This window comes from Saccharopolyspora hattusasensis (assembly GCF_050972075.1).
Classification (GTDB): domain Bacteria; phylum Actinomycetota; class Actinomycetes; order Mycobacteriales; family Pseudonocardiaceae; genus Saccharopolyspora; species Saccharopolyspora hattusasensis.
The window spans coordinates 3,947,367-3,965,128 of record NZ_JBPCDC010000001.1 but is presented as its reverse complement, the minus strand read 5'-3'; the positions used below and the strand labels follow the sequence as shown (position 1 = coordinate 3,965,128).

At 66.0% G+C, this 17,762-nt stretch carries 18 protein-coding genes, 1 tRNA gene and 1 pseudogene; 12 read left to right on the top strand and 8 right to left on the bottom strand.

Going from position 1 to position 17,762, the window contains the following annotated elements; translation table 11 throughout:
• Positions 1-5: 5 nt before the first annotated feature.
• On the top strand, positions 6-1,448 hold the full coding sequence (locus tag ACRXBZ_RS18615) for an IS1380 family transposase (protein WP_433880168.1): 1,443 nt from the start codon (positions 6-8) through the stop codon (positions 1,446-1,448).
• Between the two features lie 153 nt (positions 1,449-1,601).
• Here ACRXBZ_RS18615 and ACRXBZ_RS18610 read toward each other — a convergent pair whose 3' ends face one another.
• From ACRXBZ_RS18610 to ACRXBZ_RS18590, 5 genes and pseudogenes are all read right to left on the bottom strand, one after another.
• On the bottom strand, positions 1,602-2,399 hold the full coding sequence (locus ACRXBZ_RS18610) for a DUF4231 domain-containing protein (RefSeq protein ID WP_433880167.1): 798 nt from the start codon (positions 2,397-2,399) through the stop codon (positions 1,602-1,604).
• A 392-nt stretch (positions 2,400-2,791) separates the two neighbouring features.
• Positions 2,792-3,187: a hypothetical protein gene (locus ACRXBZ_RS18605; protein ID WP_433880166.1), complete on the bottom strand. Its 396-nt coding sequence runs from the start codon at positions 3,185-3,187 to the stop codon at positions 2,792-2,794.
• Between the two features lie 61 nt (positions 3,188-3,248).
• A complete protein-coding gene (locus ACRXBZ_RS18600) occupies positions 3,249-3,719 on the bottom strand; it encodes an NUDIX hydrolase (protein WP_433880165.1) in 471 nt (156 codons plus the stop codon).
• A 10-nt stretch (positions 3,720-3,729) separates the two neighbouring features.
• A pseudogene (locus ACRXBZ_RS18595) lies at positions 3,730-4,473 on the bottom strand (DUF5919 domain-containing protein).
• A 109-nt stretch (positions 4,474-4,582) separates the two neighbouring features.
• Positions 4,583-4,656 (bottom strand) — tRNA-Gly (locus ACRXBZ_RS18590).
• A gap of 86 nt (positions 4,657-4,742) precedes the next feature.
• Between ACRXBZ_RS18590 and dcd the strand changes: the two genes are divergently transcribed.
• Entirely contained in the window at positions 4,743-5,324 is a 582-nt protein-coding gene (gene dcd / locus ACRXBZ_RS18585) for a dCTP deaminase (RefSeq protein WP_168585808.1), read from the top strand.
• On the opposite strand, the gene ACRXBZ_RS18580 is transcribed toward dcd, so the two are convergent.
• Positions 5,293-5,922 (bottom strand): isochorismatase family protein, encoded by a 630-nt coding sequence (locus ACRXBZ_RS18580; protein WP_433880164.1) that lies wholly within the window; start codon positions 5,920-5,922, stop codon positions 5,293-5,295. The two genes, dcd and ACRXBZ_RS18580, sit on opposite strands and share 32 nt — an antisense overlap.
• On the opposite strand from ACRXBZ_RS18580, the gene ACRXBZ_RS18575 reads away from it, so the two are divergent.
• Complete coding sequence (locus tag ACRXBZ_RS18575) at positions 5,921-7,069, top strand: epoxide hydrolase family protein (protein WP_433880163.1); 1,149 nt, start codon at positions 5,921-5,923, stop codon at positions 7,067-7,069. The two genes, ACRXBZ_RS18580 and ACRXBZ_RS18575, sit on opposite strands and share 2 nt — an antisense overlap.
• A 192-nt stretch (positions 7,070-7,261) precedes the next feature.
• On the opposite strand, the gene ACRXBZ_RS18570 is transcribed toward ACRXBZ_RS18575, so the two are convergent.
• The gene (locus ACRXBZ_RS18570) at positions 7,262-7,471 is read right to left on the bottom strand and encodes a hypothetical protein (protein WP_433880162.1); all 210 of its coding nucleotides are present in this window, start codon (positions 7,469-7,471) and stop codon (positions 7,262-7,264) included.
• Between the two features lie 138 nt (positions 7,472-7,609).
• Here ACRXBZ_RS18570 and ACRXBZ_RS18565 point away from each other — a divergent pair, with 138 nt between their 5' ends.
• The 3 genes from ACRXBZ_RS18565 to ACRXBZ_RS18555 are packed head-to-tail and all read left to right on the top strand — an operon-like array spanning position 7,610 to position 8,741.
• Positions 7,610-7,936, top strand: coding sequence for a helix-turn-helix domain-containing protein (locus tag ACRXBZ_RS18565; protein WP_433880161.1), 327 nt, complete (start codon positions 7,610-7,612; stop codon positions 7,934-7,936).
• Entirely contained in the window at positions 7,918-8,442 is a 525-nt protein-coding gene (locus ACRXBZ_RS18560; RefSeq protein ID WP_433880160.1) for a DUF5753 domain-containing protein, read from the top strand. Before ACRXBZ_RS18565 ends, ACRXBZ_RS18560 begins: the two co-directional genes overlap by 19 nt.
• A 26-nt stretch (positions 8,443-8,468) precedes the next feature.
• Positions 8,469-8,741 carry a DUF397 domain-containing protein gene (locus ACRXBZ_RS18555; RefSeq protein ID WP_168589964.1) on the top strand — a complete coding sequence of 91 codons (273 nt, stop codon included), beginning with the start codon at positions 8,469-8,471 and terminating at the stop codon, positions 8,739-8,741.
• A 284-nt stretch (positions 8,742-9,025) separates the two neighbouring features.
• Here ACRXBZ_RS18555 and ACRXBZ_RS18550 read toward each other — a convergent pair whose 3' ends face one another.
• The gene (locus ACRXBZ_RS18550) at positions 9,026-11,248 is read right to left on the bottom strand and encodes a (Fe-S)-binding protein (RefSeq protein ID WP_433880159.1); all 2,223 of its coding nucleotides are present in this window, start codon (positions 11,246-11,248) and stop codon (positions 9,026-9,028) included.
• Between the two features lie 376 nt (positions 11,249-11,624).
• Here ACRXBZ_RS18550 and ACRXBZ_RS18545 point away from each other — a divergent pair, with 376 nt between their 5' ends.
• The 6 genes from ACRXBZ_RS18545 (at position 11,625) to dnaK (ending at position 17,750) form a co-directional block, all read left to right on the top strand.
• A complete protein-coding gene (locus ACRXBZ_RS18545) occupies positions 11,625-12,104 on the top strand; it encodes a DUF1707 SHOCT-like domain-containing protein (protein ID WP_433880158.1) in 480 nt (159 codons plus the stop codon).
• A 77-nt stretch (positions 12,105-12,181) separates the two neighbouring features.
• Positions 12,182-12,505, top strand: coding sequence for a DMT family transporter (locus tag ACRXBZ_RS18540; protein ID WP_168585805.1), 324 nt, complete (start codon positions 12,182-12,184; stop codon positions 12,503-12,505).
• Positions 12,502-13,116: a TetR/AcrR family transcriptional regulator gene (locus tag ACRXBZ_RS18535; RefSeq protein WP_433880157.1), complete on the top strand. Its 615-nt coding sequence runs from the start codon at positions 12,502-12,504 to the stop codon at positions 13,114-13,116. The genes ACRXBZ_RS18540 and ACRXBZ_RS18535 overlap by 4 nt, the downstream gene beginning before the upstream one ends.
• 543 nt (positions 13,117-13,659) lie before the next feature.
• Positions 13,660-14,181, top strand: coding sequence for an O-acetyl-ADP-ribose deacetylase (locus tag ACRXBZ_RS18530; protein WP_433880156.1), 522 nt, complete (start codon positions 13,660-13,662; stop codon positions 14,179-14,181).
• Positions 14,182-14,642: 461 nt separating this feature from the next.
• Positions 14,643-15,608 carry a DUF4097 family beta strand repeat-containing protein gene (locus tag ACRXBZ_RS18525; RefSeq protein ID WP_433880155.1) on the top strand — a complete coding sequence of 322 codons (966 nt, stop codon included), beginning with the start codon at positions 14,643-14,645 and terminating at the stop codon, positions 15,606-15,608.
• Between the two features lie 270 nt (positions 15,609-15,878).
• Entirely contained in the window at positions 15,879-17,750 is a 1,872-nt protein-coding gene (gene dnaK, locus ACRXBZ_RS18520; RefSeq protein ID WP_168585802.1) for a molecular chaperone DnaK, read from the top strand.
• Positions 17,751-17,762 lie beyond the last annotated feature (12 nt).

Here is a 17,762-nt window from a genome sequence, read left to right as displayed (position 1 = left end):
GGTTGGTGGGCCGTTGGCTCGTGGTGAGGAATTCGCGAGCGGACTGGATTGCGCTGTCAGTGTCGTTGACCCAGGTGTCGGGGATGGCGGCGGTGACCGAGCTGGTGGACCGGCTGGGTGTGATCGCGGAGCTGGATGAGGCGGTCGGGCCGATTAAGGAACGGGACCGAGGCTTCGGGCCGGGTGAGCTGATGGTGGGGCTGGCGTGCGCGCAGCTGGCCGGGCAGGATTTCCTGGTCGGTCTGGACCGGGTACGTGAGGATGCCGCCGGCCAGAAGATCTCGCCGGTGCCGGGATTGCCCTCAACGACCGCGGCCGGTCTGGCACGGCGGTTCACTGATCCACAATGGACGGCGGTGGAGGCCGGGATCGCCGCGGTCACCGAACGCGCGTATGAGCTCTCGCCCGCGGCGCGGCGGGCGCGGCTGGCCGCCTCCGTGACGATCGACCTGGACACCTCCGATGTCGAAGTCTACGGGCGTAAGAAACGCGGTGTGGCCTATAACCATGAGGGCCGGCGTGTGGGGCGTCCGCATGTGGCGTGTTGGGCGGAGACCGAAGCAGTGCTGGCCGCGGAGTTGTTCTCCGGCAACGACGACGCTCGTGCGAGCGCACCGGCGATGTTACGGCGGGCGCTGAAAGGCCTGCCGCGTGCGGTGCGGGGCGCCCGGATACGGCTACGGGCCGACACCGGTTATTTCGACGGTGCCCTCGCGCGGGCGGCGCTGGCCGAGGGTGCGGAGTTCGCGATCGGCGCGAAACGCATCGCACCTCTGTGGCGGCTACTGGACGGGCTCTCGGAGGACGACTGGACCGACGCCCGGGACATGACCGGCGCGCAGGTCGCGGTCGCCTCCTACAGGCCGAACTGGTGGCCCACCGGCACCGAGATCCTCATCCGCCGTGTGAAACTGGACATCTCCCAGGTCTCGGCCGATCCCCGTTCCCGGCGGCGCCGCACCCTGCACCCCAACCAGCGCACCCTGCCGCTGGATGAACTCGGAAGTGCTGACTGGATCTACGCCTACTCGTTCATCTGCACCAACATTGACGTGTCCACCCCAGCCAAGGCGGTCGCGGTCGAGTACTGGTACCGCCACCGCACCACGATCGAAAACCTGTTTCGCGACAGCAAACATGGCGCCGCGCTACGACATCTGCCCAGCGGCTACAAGGAAGTCAACACCGCCTGGATGCACGGCGCGCTGCTGGCGGTGAACATTGCCGCCTGGCTACACGAACTCACCGGCAAGCCCGATGGCGAAACCGTGACAGGACACGGGATCCGTGGCGGCAAAGCCATGATCGCAACCCTACGGCACCGGCTCATCTGCGTCCCCGCGCGCCTGATTTCCCATGCGGGACAAGCCATCCTGCGTCTCCCACCCGGACATCACCTGCTCGCCGGGATCCTCACCACACTGAGAACACTCCCCGCGATCCCCTGACCACCCGGCCCACCGGCCCCGACCAAGGACCCGGACAACGCGAACCCGGCGCGACAACCGGGCCACCACCATGCCCACAACCCAAAAACACCGCAGCGGAGATCAACACCAAATACAACATGATCAACCCAACCCACTATTCACGGATTCGGGTCAGTTGCGGTCTCCGGATCTTTCCGGGGATTGCTCTAGCTGCAATTCGCGTTTACGCTGCTCTTCCTTCAAGCGCTCTGCATATCTTGCGAAACGCTCCAGACGCGCTTGCTCGTCTTGGTCGTTTGCAAAATCGTCTAGCTTGAATTGTGCAGCTGTGTAGTGCTTTTCAAGTTCGTCGGCTGTTGCCTGAAGACCATGGCCGCGCTCGCGGAACTTAAAGTAGGCAGTAAGCCCTGCTGAAACTGTGACAGTGGCGCTCAGAACTGTAGCCGCCCATCGCATAGGGGGAAATTCTCCGGTGATGGCCGTAGCTGTTGAAGCCACTGCGGAAGCGACAATAATAATTCCCTGGAAGAGATTATTTATGCGGCGGCTTCGAGTGGCTCGCGTGCGGTAGTGATCTATCCAATCTAGCGCGCTCTCCCTGTAGATTCGAAGGGCTTCGGGGGTGTCCAGTGGTAGTTTTGCTGCCAGCGTCTGTTTGTCGTGAGCGAGATTTCGTACGTTTAGGTTTTGCTCAGTAACTTCGGGACTGTTTCTCCATGCCAGCCATCCGCCCAGTACCATAATTAACACGACGAGAATTAGCCCGACGTACTGGGTTATCAATGGCTTTTCGCGCCAGAGCCCTATAATGACGGAGTAGCCGAGAAGCAATGCAAGTAGTCCGCCGGCGATTATCATCCCCCAGTATGCACGCTGGGTGGACTTAAGATGAGAAAGGCTGTTTGCGGCGAGTTCGTATTCTTTAACTTTTTCTCTGTATTCATTTAGATCGTTGGCTGGTTGCGTCATATATCCTCCTTGGGTTTTCCGTAGAAAATTAACGCAGGTCAGCGATAATTAATGTTTGCCCTACTTTCCGGTACCGCCATATGGGTATCGTGATGATGATCACGGAGATGCAGTGGGTAGGGTCCATGAGGGCTCTTAGAACTTCTTGCTTGGGGCGTAGTACTTTGGTCTTTCCGCCTGAGCGCCGTTGCGAGGCGTTGATCATCGGCAGCTGAGTACCGTTGCCGGCCCTTTGCGGTTTGTCGCAGATGGAGACTGGATAGCGAAACTGGCAACTGGGTCAGCGTGGTCGAGCTGGTGACACGTCAACCGGTTCGGTGTGTCCTCGTCCGCTCTGGTGTACTGAGTGGATCTCGTTGCGTGGCCGAGGGAGTTGGCTGAAGAGCATTTGGCTATGTCGTTGCCGCGTCGTTGGATGCATGTACAAGGCAACGAGCCGCCGAGTCGTCCGCTGGCACCGCGGCCTCCAACTCGTCATAGCCCTCAGCCAGGAACCGCCGCATCACCGATCCCGGCTCATAACGCCGCTCGATCTCCGCGATCCGCCCCTCAAACGTCAACCGCTGCCCATCCGACCACAACGCATCCCGCAGCGGCCCCAGCTCATCAGTGAACTCCACCAACTCATCGGAGAGATCAACCCGAGCGCCCGAGTGGTGCGCCACTAGCGCGCACAACCGCTCATAGGCACCGACCGACCGAAGGAAACGCGCGCCATCCAGCGGATGGAAACCCGTGTCTACCAGGTTTGGCGCATAACCGACGTCATGCACGACCGCCACAGCCATCAGCAGCTCGGATTCAGGCTCGTAACACCCAGCGATCCGGATCGCTGCGCTACCAGGCTGATCAGCCGATGTAGGGCTCGGCGCGTTGCTGCAAGCCGTGTTCGATGCGGAGGCGGTTGGCCTGGCCGATGTTGAGCGGGGCGATGTCGGCGGGGTCTACCCAGTGGACCTCTATGCTTTCGCTGCTGGTGCGGGGTGTGCCGCTGATGGGGCGGGCGCGGAAGCAGAGGGAGAGCTCCTGGCGGACTTCTCCGTCGTCGTAGGCGATGACGTGGCCGGGGTCGGAGTAGACGCCGATCAGGCCGGCGATCTCGATGTCGATGCCGGTTTCTTCCGCCGTCTCGCGGATGGCTGCCTGTGCGACGGTTTCGCCGATGTCTTGTGCGCCTCCGGGGATGGCGTACTGGTCGTTGTCGGTTCGGCGGATCATCAGGACTCGGCCTGCATTGTCTTGGACGAAGGCGGCGACCGCGACGACGATGCTGTTAGCGGGCGGGCCGTCGGGGGCGTTGTAGTAGTCGCGTTTGGGCACGTCAGCGTGTCTACCACTTCGGCGGTTTGGCTGCGTTCCAGACCGCTTCGAAGCTCTCTGAATAGGTCTCGAACAGGTCCCCCGCTGACAGTCGCCGCAGGTGCAGGGCTGGGGCGTGCGGGGCCTGGAAGCCGTAGACGTGCGGGTTGACGATCATTTCGTCGTCGTAGCGGTAGATCGAGTTGTACAGGGTCGTCCCGTGGCACCGGACCTCGATCCCAGCAACGGTGGAGATCGGCTTGAGAAGGCGAGGGCTTGGCGGATCTTCGCCGAGATGGTGCTCTTCCCGATGTTCTCTTCGGCGCTGCGGCGGGTGATCGCCGCGCTTGTCGGGTCGCCGAACAGGAGCCGGATGCGGGCGCCGTTGGTGGCCTTGTCGGTGAGTTTCCGCAGAATGTTGCGGTCATCGGTGAGGAACATGCCGACGTAGACGAGGATCTCGACTTCGCTGGTGGCGCGGTCGAGTAGCTGCGTCCAGAGGTCGCGGGGTACGGCGTGGCGGTGCGGGTAGACCTTGACGATCTCTGAACCGCTGACTTCCGCGCTGCGTTCTGGCTCGATGGCATCGGGCCAGAGATAGGTCTCGGACTCGCGTACCCTCGCGGCCACGGCATGACGGTGTTTGGGGTAGGGGGTCCTGGACCGTGTGATCCACCGTTCGACCGTCTTGGGGTCGACCTTGGTCGCCTCGGCTACCAGCTGTGATTCCGTTGCGCAGCAAAGCATCACGCAGCTCGGCGTGGCGGGTATGCACATGGCTCCCGCGAGCTAACCGCACGCGGGCAGCACGAAGCGGGTCTGAAACGTCAGAAGGGGTGCTCCCGAAGATCGGGAGCACCCCTTCTGACGTGCTAAAACTCTGTTGGAGCGGATGACGGGAATCGAACCCGCGTATTCAGCTTGGGAAGCTGATGTTCTACCATTGAACTACATCCGCGTACCTCTTCGGCTTGCTCTGAGGCGTTGTCAGCCTAACACGGTGGTGGGCGAAGATCGTAACCGGGCTCCCGATACGCTTGGGGCGTGTTGCTGAGTGACCGGGACCTGCGCAAAGAGCTCGATGACGGTCGGCTCGAACTTGATCCGTTCGACGCTGCCATGATCCAGCCGTCGAGCATCGACGTCCGGCTGGATCGCTTCTTCCGGGTCTTCGACAACACCCGGTACACCCACATCGACCCGTCGAAGCAGCAGGACGAGCTGACGTCGTTGGTGGAGACGCCCGGCGACGATCCGTTCGTGCTGCACCCGGGCGAGTTCGTGCTCGGGTCGACCTTCGAGTCGGTGCGGTTGCCGGACGACCTGGCCGGCCGGCTGGAGGGCAAGTCGTCGCTGGGGCGGCTGGGGTTGCTCACGCACTCCACCGCCGGGTTCATCGACCCCGGGTTCACCGGTCACATCACCCTGGAACTTTCCAATGTGGCCAATCTGCCGATCACCTTGTGGCCGGGGATGAAGATCGGTCAGCTTTGCCTGTTCCGGTTGTCGAGCCCTGCGGACTTCCCGTACGGCTCGAAGGAGGCCGGGTCGCGCTACCAGGGGCAGCGCGGGCCGACGCCGTCGCGGGCCTACCTCAACTTCCGGCGCACCGACACCCGTCGCTGACTCCGGTTCCTTCGAGCATCGCCAGCACCTCGGCGGTGGGGCGAACATCGCCGAATGATCGGTAGATGGTGCGCAGCGTGGCGTTGTGCTCGTCGTCGCGCCCTGCCGCGTTGCCGTCCGCAGTCATGATCACGCGGAAGCCCAGGGTGCTCGCATCGCGGGCCGAGGATTCGCAGCACACGTTCATGACCGTTCCCGTGATCAGGACCGTGTCGATTCCGCGGCGCGTCACAGTTCCGGCAGTGCGCACCGGCCGGGGAAAGAAAGCGCTGGGCGCGGACTTCTCGACCAGCACATCGTCGTCGTGGATCGTGAACTCCCGCCAGACGCGTTCCGCCAGCGTTCCCGTGCCGCGCGAAGCTGAATCGAGTAAGCAAGTTCGTGGGGCGTTGTGATGTGGGTGCTGCAGGGCGAGATCGTGGTGAAGTATCTGAAGGAGACCGAGGACCGTTCCCTGGCGGAAATGGGTCGCTGACCTGGCACGATGCCCGAGGGGCGTCCCCGCTTGGGGTGCCCCTCGAATTTTTTCCCGGGTTCGGGAACAACGCTGGGACCTTGCGCGTATTAAGTACCGTACAGCGTACGAAGGAGTGTGCATGGCCTCTCGTGACATCACCCCGTTCCGTCTCGACATCCCGCAGCACGACCTGGACGACCTCCGCGAACGGCTGGCCCGGGTCCGCTGGACCGACGAGGTGCCGGGGCTGGGCTGGAGTTACGGCCCGCCGCTGGGCTACCTGCGGGAGCTGGCGGAGTACTGGCGCAGCGGCTACGACTGGCGGGCGCAGGAGGCGCGGCTGAACGAATTCCCGCAGTACACCACCGAAATCGACGGCGAGAACATCCACTTCCTGCACGTCCGCTCGCCCCGGCCGGACGCTTTGCCGCTGATCTTCACGCACGGCTGGCCGAGTTCCATCGCCGAGTACCTGGACGTCATCGGGCCGCTCAGCGAGTCGTTCCACCTGGTCATCCCGTCGCTGCCGGGCTACGGCCTGTCCGGGCCGACCCGCGCCACCGGTTGGGGCGCCAACCGGATCGCCCGGGCCTGGGCAGAACTGATGAACCGGCTCGGCTACGAGCGCTATGGGGCGCAGGGCGGCGACTGGGGCACGTGGATCTCCCGCGAGCTCGCGATTCTCGCGCCGGACAACGTGATCGGCGTGCACACCAACGGGATGATCACCTTCCCGGGCGGTGACCCGGACGAGATGGCCGGGCTCAGCGCCGCCGACCACGCTCGGATGGGCGCGTGGCAGCGGTACACCGACGAGCTGTACGGGTACAAGCTGATCCAGTCCACGAAGCCGCAGGCGTTAGCGTACTCGCTGGCGGACTCGCCGATCGGGCTGCTCGGCTGGATCGTCGGCGTGCTCAAGGAGTGGACCGACTGCGAGGACACGCCGGAAGACGCGATCGGCCGAGACCGGATCCTGACCACGGTGATGCTGTACTGGCTCACCAACACGGCGGGTTCGGCGGCCCGGTCCTTTGTGGAGACTCCGGACAATTCCGCCAAGGCGGAGGAGGAAGGTGTCATCGCGGAGCTGCAGAACGGCACCGTCCCGCACGGCGTCGCGGTGTTCCCGAAGGACATCCTCGCGCCGGTCCGCCCCTTCGCGGAGCGCATCAACAACATCGTGCGCTGGACGGAGTACGACCGGGGCGGAACCTTCCCGGCGATGGAGGAACCCGACCTGTTCGCCAACGACGTCACGGCGTTCTTCGCGTGCCTGCGCGGGTGACGTTGGCGATTTCGCGCGAAATCGACACCTGCCAGGCGTGGCGAACGGCGATTTCGCGCGAAATCGCAACCCGCTGCGTGAGGCCTGGGCCGTCGGCTCGAACGGGTGCGTGCTTGGTGGGGTGAAGCGAACGGCCTGCTGACTCCGTCTAGCGACGCGCGAATGGTCCGTTCGCTCCATCCCCGACCGGTGTCACGGCCAGATGAGGGTGAGGTCGAAGAGGACGCCGAAGCGGGATTCGGCGCTGGCCGCGTCGTCGAAGACCGCGAACTGGTTCCGGTGGTCCTCGCGCCAGTACATGATCGCGCGGTCCGGGAGCTGCATGCCCCAGATGCGGACACGCGTCGGGTCGGGTTCGCCGGTGTCGGTCTTCTCGGCCAGGCCGAAGATTTTCGGTGTCATGGCTGCACCTCCCGGTTGATTGGGCGTGCCACCAGCGTCCGCACGGGAATCCGCGATCGGGATTACCTGATGCGGGAATCCCGATCCCGGATTCCCGGTGGGATCATGGATCGATCAGGATCCGGTCGGGAGATCTCGTTGGCACGCACGAGCCCCACTTTCCGTCGCCGCCGACTCGCGCGCCGAGTTCGCCAGCTGCGCGAAGAAGCCGGTATGACGCAGGAGAAGGCCGCAGCAGGCCTGGACATGTCCACGAGTGCCTTGAGCCGCAAGGAAACCGGCGAAGTGGCGACATCGGTGCACGAGATCCGCTCGATGATGGACCTCTACGACGCCTACGACCCGACCTGCTCGACCTCGCGAGAGCGGCGCGGGAACGCGGCTGGTGGCGGGCCTACGGCGTGGAGGACCGGGGTTACGTCGACCTGGAGACCGAAGCCTGTACGGTGCGCGAGCTGTCGCTGATGTACATCCCGGGCCTGCTCCAGACCGAGGGATACATGCGGGCGATCTTCAAGGCCGACCGGGTGCGGCGCACGAAAAAGGTTTTCGAGAACCAGGTTTCGGTCCGGTTGATCAGGCAGCAGAGGATCGTGGATGGCGAGCAGCCGTTGCGGCTGGTCGCCGTACTGGACGAGGTTGCGCTCGGACGCCCGATCGGCGGTCCAGACGTGATGCGCGACCAGCTGAACCACGTGCTGCAGACGGCTGAGAACAGGCAGGTGGAGCTCCGTGTGATTGGGCGGGAAACCGGACCTCATCCAGGAATGGAGGGTTCGTTCATCATCCTCAGCTTCCCAGAGTCGGAAGATCAAGACCTGCTGTACATCGCCTATCCCACCGGCTCGATCCATGTCGAGAAAGAGCCCGAGGTGCAGGAAGCTAGTCTGGTGTTTGAGCACCTGCGCGAGATTGCGCTGTCTCGTGAGAAGTCGATGGAGCGGATCGAGCAGGTCGCTCGGACTCTGTGAGCTCGGCGTGAGCGAGGGCGAGAGGCATGTACGCGGTAGACCTGATCGACGTCAGGTGGCGCAAGACCAGCCGCAGCGGTGGCGGAAACAATGGCGCCTGCGTCGAGGTTGCATCCGCAGAAGCCAAGTGGCGCAAGAGCAGTCGCAGTGTGGGCAGTGGGCAGGGCGGTAACTGCGTCGAGGTGGCGTTCGCTGGTCCTGCTGTTGCGGTGCGGGACTCGAAGGATCCGGGTGGTCCGGTGCTGGCCTTCCCGGCCTCGTCCTGGGCGGCGTTCCTTGCCCGGGTTGCGGGGCGCTGAGGTCGTGAGTGCGACAACCGGCTCTTACCGGCATTCGCACTCACGACCATAAGCACGCCTCACCCAGCAGATCGACTTCATGCAGCATGCCTCTGACCTCCGGGATCAACGCATCTCGACCGGCATGCCCTCGCGCTCCGCCGCCAATGTGGCAGGGGCGCCGCGGGAGCGTGGTGAGCAGAAGCGGGCCGAAGCGGAAGTCCGTGGTGACTCGGGCCTTGGAAAGTCTCGTGGCGAGACGAAGGGCGCCTCCGGGGAGGAGGCGCCCTTCGGTGTTTCTGGCGTCAGCTGCCCGCGGGTGCGGCCGTGTCTTCCGTGGACTTTTCGCCTCGCTTGACCGCCGACAGCAGCAGTTGGGCCACGTCGACGACCTCGACCGACTCCGAGGCGACCTTTTCGCTTTGGCGGGCCGTCAGGCCGTCGGAGAGCATGACCTTGCAGAACGGACAACCGGTCGCGATCTTCGTCGATGCCGTGCCCAGCGCCTCGTCGACGCGTTCGACGTTGATGCGCTTGCCGATGCGTTCTTCCATCCACATCCGCGCGCCACCGGCGCCGCAGCACATCGAGCGGTCCGCGTGCCGCGGCATTTCCCGGAACGTCGCGCCCGAGGCCCCGACCAGGTCCCGCGGCGGGGTGTAGACCTTGTTGTGCCGGCCCAGGTAGCAGGGGTCGTGGTAGGTCACGTCCTCCGCCACCGGGGCGACCGGTACCAGGCGCTTCTCCCGCACCAGCTTGTTCAGCAGCTGGGTGTGGTGCACCACCTCGAAGTCACCGCCCAGCTGCGAGTACTCGTTCGCCAGGCTGTTGAAGCAGTGCGCACAGGTGGCGACGATCTTGCGCTTGCCCGGCTCACGGCCCTCGAAAACGCTGTTGAGGACCTCGACGTTCTGCTGGGCCAGCATCTGGAAGATGAACTCGTTACCTGCCCGCCGCGCCGGGTCACCGGTGCAGGTCTCCTCCGGACCCAGCACCGTGTACTTCACGCCCGCCATGTGCAGCAGCTCCGCCACCGCGCGGGTCGTCTTCTTCGCCCGGTCCTCGAACGCGCCCGCACAACCAACCCAGAACAGGTACTCCACGTCGCCGGCGAGTTCGCCGTCGAAGACCGGCACCTCGAAGTCCAGGTTCTCGGTCCACGCCAGGCGGTCCTTGGCGTTCTGGCCCCACGGGTTGCCCTTGTTCTCCAGGTTCTTGAACATCCCGCCCAGCTCGGTCGGGAAGTTCGACTCGATCATCACCTGGTACCGGCGCATGTCCACGATGTGGTCGACGTGCTCGATGTCCACCGGGCACTGCTCCACGCACGCACCGCACGACGTGCACGACCACAGCACGTCCGGGTCGATGACACCCATTTCCTCGGGCCCGCCGATCAGCGGCTTCTCCGCCTCCGCCAACGCCAGCACGTCGACCTTCGCCAACCGCGCTTCGGCGTCGTCACCGGTGATGCCGACCTCGTCACCGGCCATGTCCTTGCGGCCGCCCGCCAACAAGTACGGGGCCTTGGCGTAGGCGTGGTCGCGCAGCGACGTGATCAGCAGCTTCGGCGACAACGGCTTGCCGGTGTTCCACGCCGGGCACTGCGACTGGCACCGACCGCACTCCGTGCACGTGGTGAAGTCCAGCCAGCCCTTCCACGAGAAGTCTTCGATCTTGCCCGCACCGAACACATCCGTGTCCGGGTCCGCCTCCTCGAAGTCCAGCGGCTTGCCCGCCGACATCATCGGCTTCACCGCGCCCAGCGCCACGTCCCCATCGGCCTCGCGCTTGAAGTAGATGTTGAAGAACGCGCTGAACCGGTGCCACGCGATGCCCATCGTCATGGTCCTGGAGATCACGATCAGCCAGACCGTGGCGCTCATCAGCTTGACGAAGGCGAAGAACGACACCAGGTTCGGGCTGGCCGGCAGCAGGGATCCGATGGGGCCGGAGATGAATTCGGCCCACAGCGGCATCTCGTGCACGCCCAGCGCGGACTTCGCGGCGCGGACACCGAGGATGCCCACGCCCTCGATGAGGACGACCGCCTCGATGAAGTAGGCCCAGGCGAAGTTGGACCCCTGGAAGCGCGAGACGCGGCCGGCGCGGCGCGGGTGGTTGCGCTGGCGGATCGCGATCAGGACCAGGATGCCGACGACCGTGCCGACGCCGAGGACCTCCATCAGGAGGTGGAAGATCGCCAGGCCGTCCAGGATCGGCCAACCCCAGGTCGGCACGAAGACCTCGCCGTAGGCCTCGAACAGAGCCAGGGAGCCGATCAGGAAGCCCCACATGACCAGCCAGTGCCAGATGCCGACGTTGCGGAACTTGTTCATCCGCGTGTGCGCGGCGAATTCCTTGACCACGGTGGCCAGGCGGGCCAGGACGGGGCCGTTGCGGGTACCGTCCGGCTGCCCGAGGCGGATGATGCGCACAAACTTGGCGATCGTCGCGGCGAACATGCCCCAAGCGACGATGCCGAGCACGACAGCGATCCCGCCGAGCGTGATCTGTACAGCGCCCATGGTTCGGGTGCCTTTCCTCCGGGGGCGGTGGTGGTGCAAGCAGCGTACGCCGTGTTACTCGTCGGTAACTATACGGGCGTCGCTGTTGTTGGGAACAGTCGGTGATTCTGCGAGACCGTGGGGCGAAAAACTAGTTGTGCAGCCGTACAAGTTTCTCCCGCTATCCTGGGCTCCGCGGGCAGTCCGCCCGCCGCAGGGGGCGTGGTGATGTTGCTGGGGTTTCCTGAGTTGTTCCTGTTAGACGCGTGCGACGCGACGGCGGGATTCTGCCGAGCCCCGGAGGTTTCCGGCGTCGGACACGGCAAAATCGGGATCGATCGTGCGATTTTCGCCACGTATTCGTTCGGGCGAACGGTCTGTTCAGTCATGTCACCAGGTGGGCGCGGATCAGGGGGTTTGGCATGACCGAATCGGGCAGTGGATCGATGCGCGCGTCGGACGCGGGCCGGAGGCGATCGCGCGGCGGCTGCGCACGGCGCTGGACGAGGGCCGGCTCTCCATCGTCGAGTTCGACGAGCGCCTGCGGCGCGCTTACGCGTCGACGACGTTCGGCGAGCTGCAGTCGTTGGTCGCCGATCTGCCGGAGCCGGTGCCCGCGATGCCGTCCCCGGAGGTCGTCAAGCAGGAGCGGCACAAGAAGAAAATGGTCAAGGAGTGGCGGGACTGGGCGAGCGTCACCTTCATCCTGGTCGCGATCTGGGCGGTCACCTCCGTCGCCTCCGATGGGCCGCACTTCTTCTGGCCGATGATCCCGATGGACATCTGGGCGGCGGTCAACGTGGCCTCGATGATCTCCGGCGGCGGCGACAAGGACGGTGGCGACAAGAAGGACAAGAAGTCCCACTTCGGCCACTAGGAACCTGCGTTCCCGCGCCGTCGGCCACCCGTATTCTGAACAAGTAGGGCAGTCGTTCAAGTTTCTGGGGAGGAAGTGTGGCCTACCTGCTGCTGGCGGTGGCGATCCTGAGCGAGGTGCTCGGCACGGTGTCGCTGAAGCTGTCCGACGGGTTCAGCAAGACCGTCCCATCGATCCTGGTCTTGGTCGGCTACGTGGTGGCCTTCAGCGCGCTCAGCGCCGTGCTCAAGCTCGGCCTGCCGGTCGGCGTCGCCTACGCGATCTGGGCCGGAGCCGGAGTCGCCCTGGTGGCGATCATCGGTGCGGTGTTCCTCGGAGAGGGGATCACCGCGGTGCAGATCGGCGGCATCGTGCTCATCATCGGCGGTGTCGTCGCGCTCGAACTGGGCGGCGCGCATTGACGGCGGCGCGACGAAACTCCGACGAGGCGGAGACCGACGGCCGCCGCGCCAAGGGTGAACGCCGCCGCCGCGCGATCATCGACGCGACGCTTCGGGTGGTCGCCCGCGACGGCGTGGGAGCGGTGAGCCACCGCAACATCGCCCGCGAGGCCGAGGTGCCGCCGGCGTCGATCGCCTACTACTTCGCGGGCATCGACGACCTGCTGGTGGCCACGCTGCTGGAGAGCTGCGAAACCCTGATCGTCGAGATCGACCGGCTGCGCGGGCAGGTCCGGGAGAACTCCGACTGGCCGCGGCTGATCGCCGAGGCACTGGCGTCGATGGTGCGCGACCAGCGCGAACGCACCGTGGGCGAGTACGAGCTCTACCTGCTCGCCGCCCGCCGCCCGGCGCTGCGCCCGGCCGCCCGCCGCTGGATCGAGGTCGCCGCCGGCTTCATCAACGACGGCGCGGGCGGCGACGAGCCGGTGATCCGGGCGCTGTTCGCCGCCATCGACGGCCTGCTCATGCAGGCGCTCATCGCCGACGAGCCGCCCACCGCCGACGACCTCGAACCGACGCTGCGCTTCCTCATGCAACCCGTGGACTACCTGCGGAATTCGACCGGCTGATCAGTTGCGGTTCGTGTTGTCCGGCCCCGGCCGGGCACATCGAAGACCGGGTGCACAACGTGCACGTCTGGCGCCTATGACCCAACCCCGGATGCACGAAGACCCCGCACTCGGCGGGGTCTAAGGCGGGTTAGCAGACCCGGAGGCCTACCGGGATCCACGGTAACAGAGGGCAGTCCTGGAAAGCGGGTGAACACCCTCGGTAGGAGGGCGTAATGGGTCCGGCTCGTATCTGCCATCGATCGGCGGGTCGGCTCTCCTTGTTCCACAGGATCAGCGTTGGTTGACGACGTCCACGCTGGCTGTCTTGGCGCGGGGCGCGGTGTGGGTGTCCTCGAACAGGCTGAGGACTGTCGGCCAAGGACGAGGTGAAAGAGCTGCGAAAGCTCTATCCCAAGTATTCGCCTAGGCGGGGAGACGGCCACTACTACCGGAACCCCTCGTAGTCCGCATCCGGGGCGTGCGGAGCCGCAGGTTTGCGCCGAACGTTGTGATTCAGGTCGCATCGAGCGGGGTTGGGCGTGCTGGCGCACACTCCCCCGCATGCGGGTCACGCTGGTCCAGGGCGACATCACCGAGCAGGAAGTCGACGCCGTCGTGAACGCGGCGAACTCGTCGCTGCTGGGCGGTGGTGGCGTGGACGGCGTGATCCACCGCAGCGGCGGGCCGGCGATCCTCCAGGAATGCCGGCTGATCCGGTCCTGCGAGCTCCCGGAGGGGCTGCCGACCGGGCAGGCGGTGGCGACCACCGCCGGCGAACTCCCGGCGCGCTGGGTGATCCACACCGTCGGACCCACCTACGCCGCCTCCGAGGACCGGTCCGGGCTGCTGGCCTCCTGTTTCCGGGAGTCCCTGCGGGTCGCCGACGAACTCGGCGCGAAAGTGGTGGCCTTCCCCGCGATCTCTACCGGCGTCTACCGGTATCCGCTTGACGAGGCGGCGCGGATCGCGATGCGCGCGGTGCGCGAAGCCCCGGCCGATGTCGACGAGGTGCGCTTCGTGCTCTTCGACGCGAAGTCCCTGGCGGCGTTCGAGGCCGCCTACGACGAGGTCTTCGGAGCGTGAAACTCCTGGCTGCGGCGGGAAACCCGAGGGGGCCGAAGTGGATGGACGTTTGCGCAGGTGAATGCCCGTGAGCGGTTTTTGGCGCTATAGCGACCAAAAACGCTCACGGGCATTGATCAGGCAGCCCGGGGATCAGAGGGCGCGGACGCCGTCTCGCCCGGCGCCAGGCTGATCACCGGCCGGTCCTTGATCACGCGCATTGGTGCATCTCCTAGCTCTGTTCGCTGCGCCGATCAGGAGACGCACCGGCGAGAGCGGGTTGCGCCGGGTGCGCTGGGCCACCGGCGGCGGTTTTCCGGGGCGTGGCGGAAATATCGCCAGATCGCCGAAGGCGAAGGTTCCGGTGGCTGCGCCGAAGGCCGGTTTAGGGGGAACTCCCGGGGTGTTTCCGGGGTGTCCCTGAGGTGCGGGCCGGACGCGGTGCGTAACTTCGTCGGCGCGGAAGTCGGCAAGCTGGGGGGATGACGATGGCTCGGGTTGGGCTCGCGGTGGGCGGGGCGGCGCTGGTGCTGATCGGGGGAGCAGCGCTGTTCGGGTGGCCCTCGTCATCCGCGCAGGAGCGCTCCACCGGACTGGACGGGATCGACCGCGTCGAACTCGCCGGCGGCGCCGGCAACGTCGAGGTGCGCCACGCTCCGGGCGCCCGCGCCGAGATCGTGCAGCGGGTCCACCGCTGGGAGAGCGCCTTCTTGGGTGGCGGTGGCGGCGCCACCGAGATCAAGCACCGCGTCGAGGGCGGCGCGCTGGTGCTGCCCACCGGCTGCGGCTGGAACTGCTCCGTCGACTACCAGGTCACGCTGCCGGTCTCGGTGCCCGTTCACGGCAACCTCGACTCCGGCGACCTGGACGTGGTGGGCATGCGGTCGGTGCAGGTCGAGACGGGTTCCGGCGAGGTGCTGCTGAGCGAGATCGGTGGCCCGGTCGACGTCCGCACGGGCTCCGGCGGCGTGTCGGTGACCCAGGTCCGCGGTCCGGTCGACGCGGAAACCGGCTCCGCGGAGATCAAGCTGGCCGGGATCGGCGGCGAAGTCAGAGCGCACACCGGGTCCGGTGGTGTGTCGGTGAGCGACGTCGACGGTCCGGTCGATGCGGACACGGGCTCCGGGGAGATCACGCTGTACGAGATCGGCGGCCGGGTCGGGGCCGAGACCGGCAGCGGCGGGATCAGCGGGCGCGGCCTGCGCGGCCCGGGCGTCGTCGCGAAGGCCGAGTCCGGCGACGTCGAGCTGGAACTGGTCAGCCCGCAGACCGTCGAGGTGTCCACCGGGAGCGGCGGCATCGAATTGACCGTGCCCGGCGACCGCTACCGCGTCGATACGGACAGCGGCTCCGGCGGCGTCGACGTGGACGTGGCGCAGGACCCGGCCGCCGGGAAGCGGCTAACGCTGTCCAGCGGCAGCGGCGAGATCCGCGTCAAGCAGGCCTGACCCCCGCTCCGACGCCGACATGTCGACAAGCCGACGTGTCGGCTTCCGGCCGCCGATTCGCCGCGTTCCGATCGCGGCGGCGGTGTCGGCCACGTCACTCCCCGGAACTCCCGTGCCTGGTCAACCGTTGTGTTGGCAGAAAGCTTGAGTGACTCGCGCTCAATCCGGATTGACGATGATGATGAGCAGTGGGTAATACTTGAGTGAGCAAGGCTCAAGTGCCCGGGATGGCGCTTGGGTGCACAGGCAACAAGTCGGGAGGAAAGCAGCATGGCGCGAGCGGTCGGCATCGACCTGGGGACGACCAACTCCGTCGTTTCCGTCCTGGAGGGCGGTGAACCGGCGGTGATCGCCAACTCCGAGGGTTCGCGGACCACGCCGTCCGTCGTGGCCTTCGCGAAGAACGGCGAGATCCTCACCGGGCAGCCAGCGAAGAACCAGGCGGTCACGAACGTGGACCGCACCATCCGGTCCGTCAAGCGGCACATGGGCACCGACTGGAAGGTCCAGATCGACGACAAGCCCTACACGCCGCAGGAGATCAGCGCCCGCGTGCTGATGAAGCTCAAGCGGGACGCCGAGGCGTACCTGGGCGAGGACGTCACCGACGCGGTGATCACCGTCCCGGCCTACTTCGAGGACGCCCAGCGGCAGGCCACCAAGGAAGCCGGCCAGATCGCCGGCCTCAACGTGCTACGCATCGTCAACGAGCCGACCGCCGCCGCGTTGGCGTACGGCCTCGACAAGGGCGAGAAGGAACAGACCATCCTGGTCTTCGACCTCGGTGGCGGCACCTTCGACGTCTCGCTGCTGGAGATCGGCGAGGGCGTCGTCGAGGTGCGGGCCACCAGCGGCGACAACCACCTCGGTGGTGACGACTGGGACGAGCGCATCGTCGAGTGGCTGGTCGACAAGTTCAAGTCCTCGTCGGGCATCGACCTGACGAAGGACCGGATGGCCATGCAGCGGATCAAGGAAGCCGCCGAGAAGGCCAAGATCGAGCTGTCCAGCTCCTCCACGGCGAACATCAACCTGCCGTACATCACCGTCGACGCGGACAAGAACCCGCTGTTCCTGGACGAGACGCTGTCTCGCGCCGAGTTCCAGCGGATCACCTCCGACCTGCTGGAGCGTTGCCGCAAGCCGTTCGAGGCGGTCATCCGCGATGCCGGCGTCAAGCTCGACGACATCGACCACGTGGTGCTGGTCGGCGGTTCCACCCGGATGCCCGCGGTATCCGACCTGGTCAAGGACCTGACCGGCGGCCGCGAGCCGAACAAGGGCGTTAACCCCGACGAGGTCGTCGCCGTCGGCGCCAGCCTGCAGGCCGGTGTGCTGCGCGGTGAGGTCAAGGACGTTCTGCTGCTGGACGTCACCCCGCTGTCCCTGGGCATCGAGACCAAGGGCGGCATTATGACCAAGCTAATCGAGCGCAACACCACGATCCCGACCAAGCGCTCCGAGACCTTCACCACCGCCGACGACAACCAGCCGTCGGTGCAGATCCAGGTCTTCCAGGGCGAGCGCGAGATCGCCGCGCACAACAAGAAGCTCGGCATGTTCGAGCTCACCGGTCTCCCGCCGTCGCCGCGCGGCTTGCCGCAGATCGAGGTCACCTTCGACATCGACGCCAACGGCATCGTGCACGTCTCCGCCAAGGACCTGGGCACCGGCAAGGAGCAGTCGATGACGATCACCGGCGGCTCCGCGCTGCCGAAGGACGACATCGACCGGATGGTCAAGGACGCCGAGGCGCACGCCGACGAGGACAAGAAGCGTCGCGAGGAGGCCGAGGCCCGCAACCAGGCCGAGACGCTGGTCTACCAGACCGAGAAGGTCCTCAAGGAGAACGACGAGAAGCTGCCGGCCGACGTCAAGGACAAGGTCAAGGCCGCCGTCGGCGAGGTGAACGAGGCGCTCAAGGGCGACGACGTGCCCGCCATCTCGGCAGCCGTGGAGAAGCTCGCCACCGAGTCGCAGGCCCTCGGCCAGGCGCTGTACGCCGACGCGGGTGCCAGCGCTGCGGCCGGTGCGGGTGCCGCCGGTGCAGCCGGTGCCGGTGCAGCCGGGGCGAGCTCATCGAAGGACGACGACGTGGTGGACGCGGAGATCGTCGACGACGAGGACGAGAAGAAGAAGTGACCGCGGACAGGC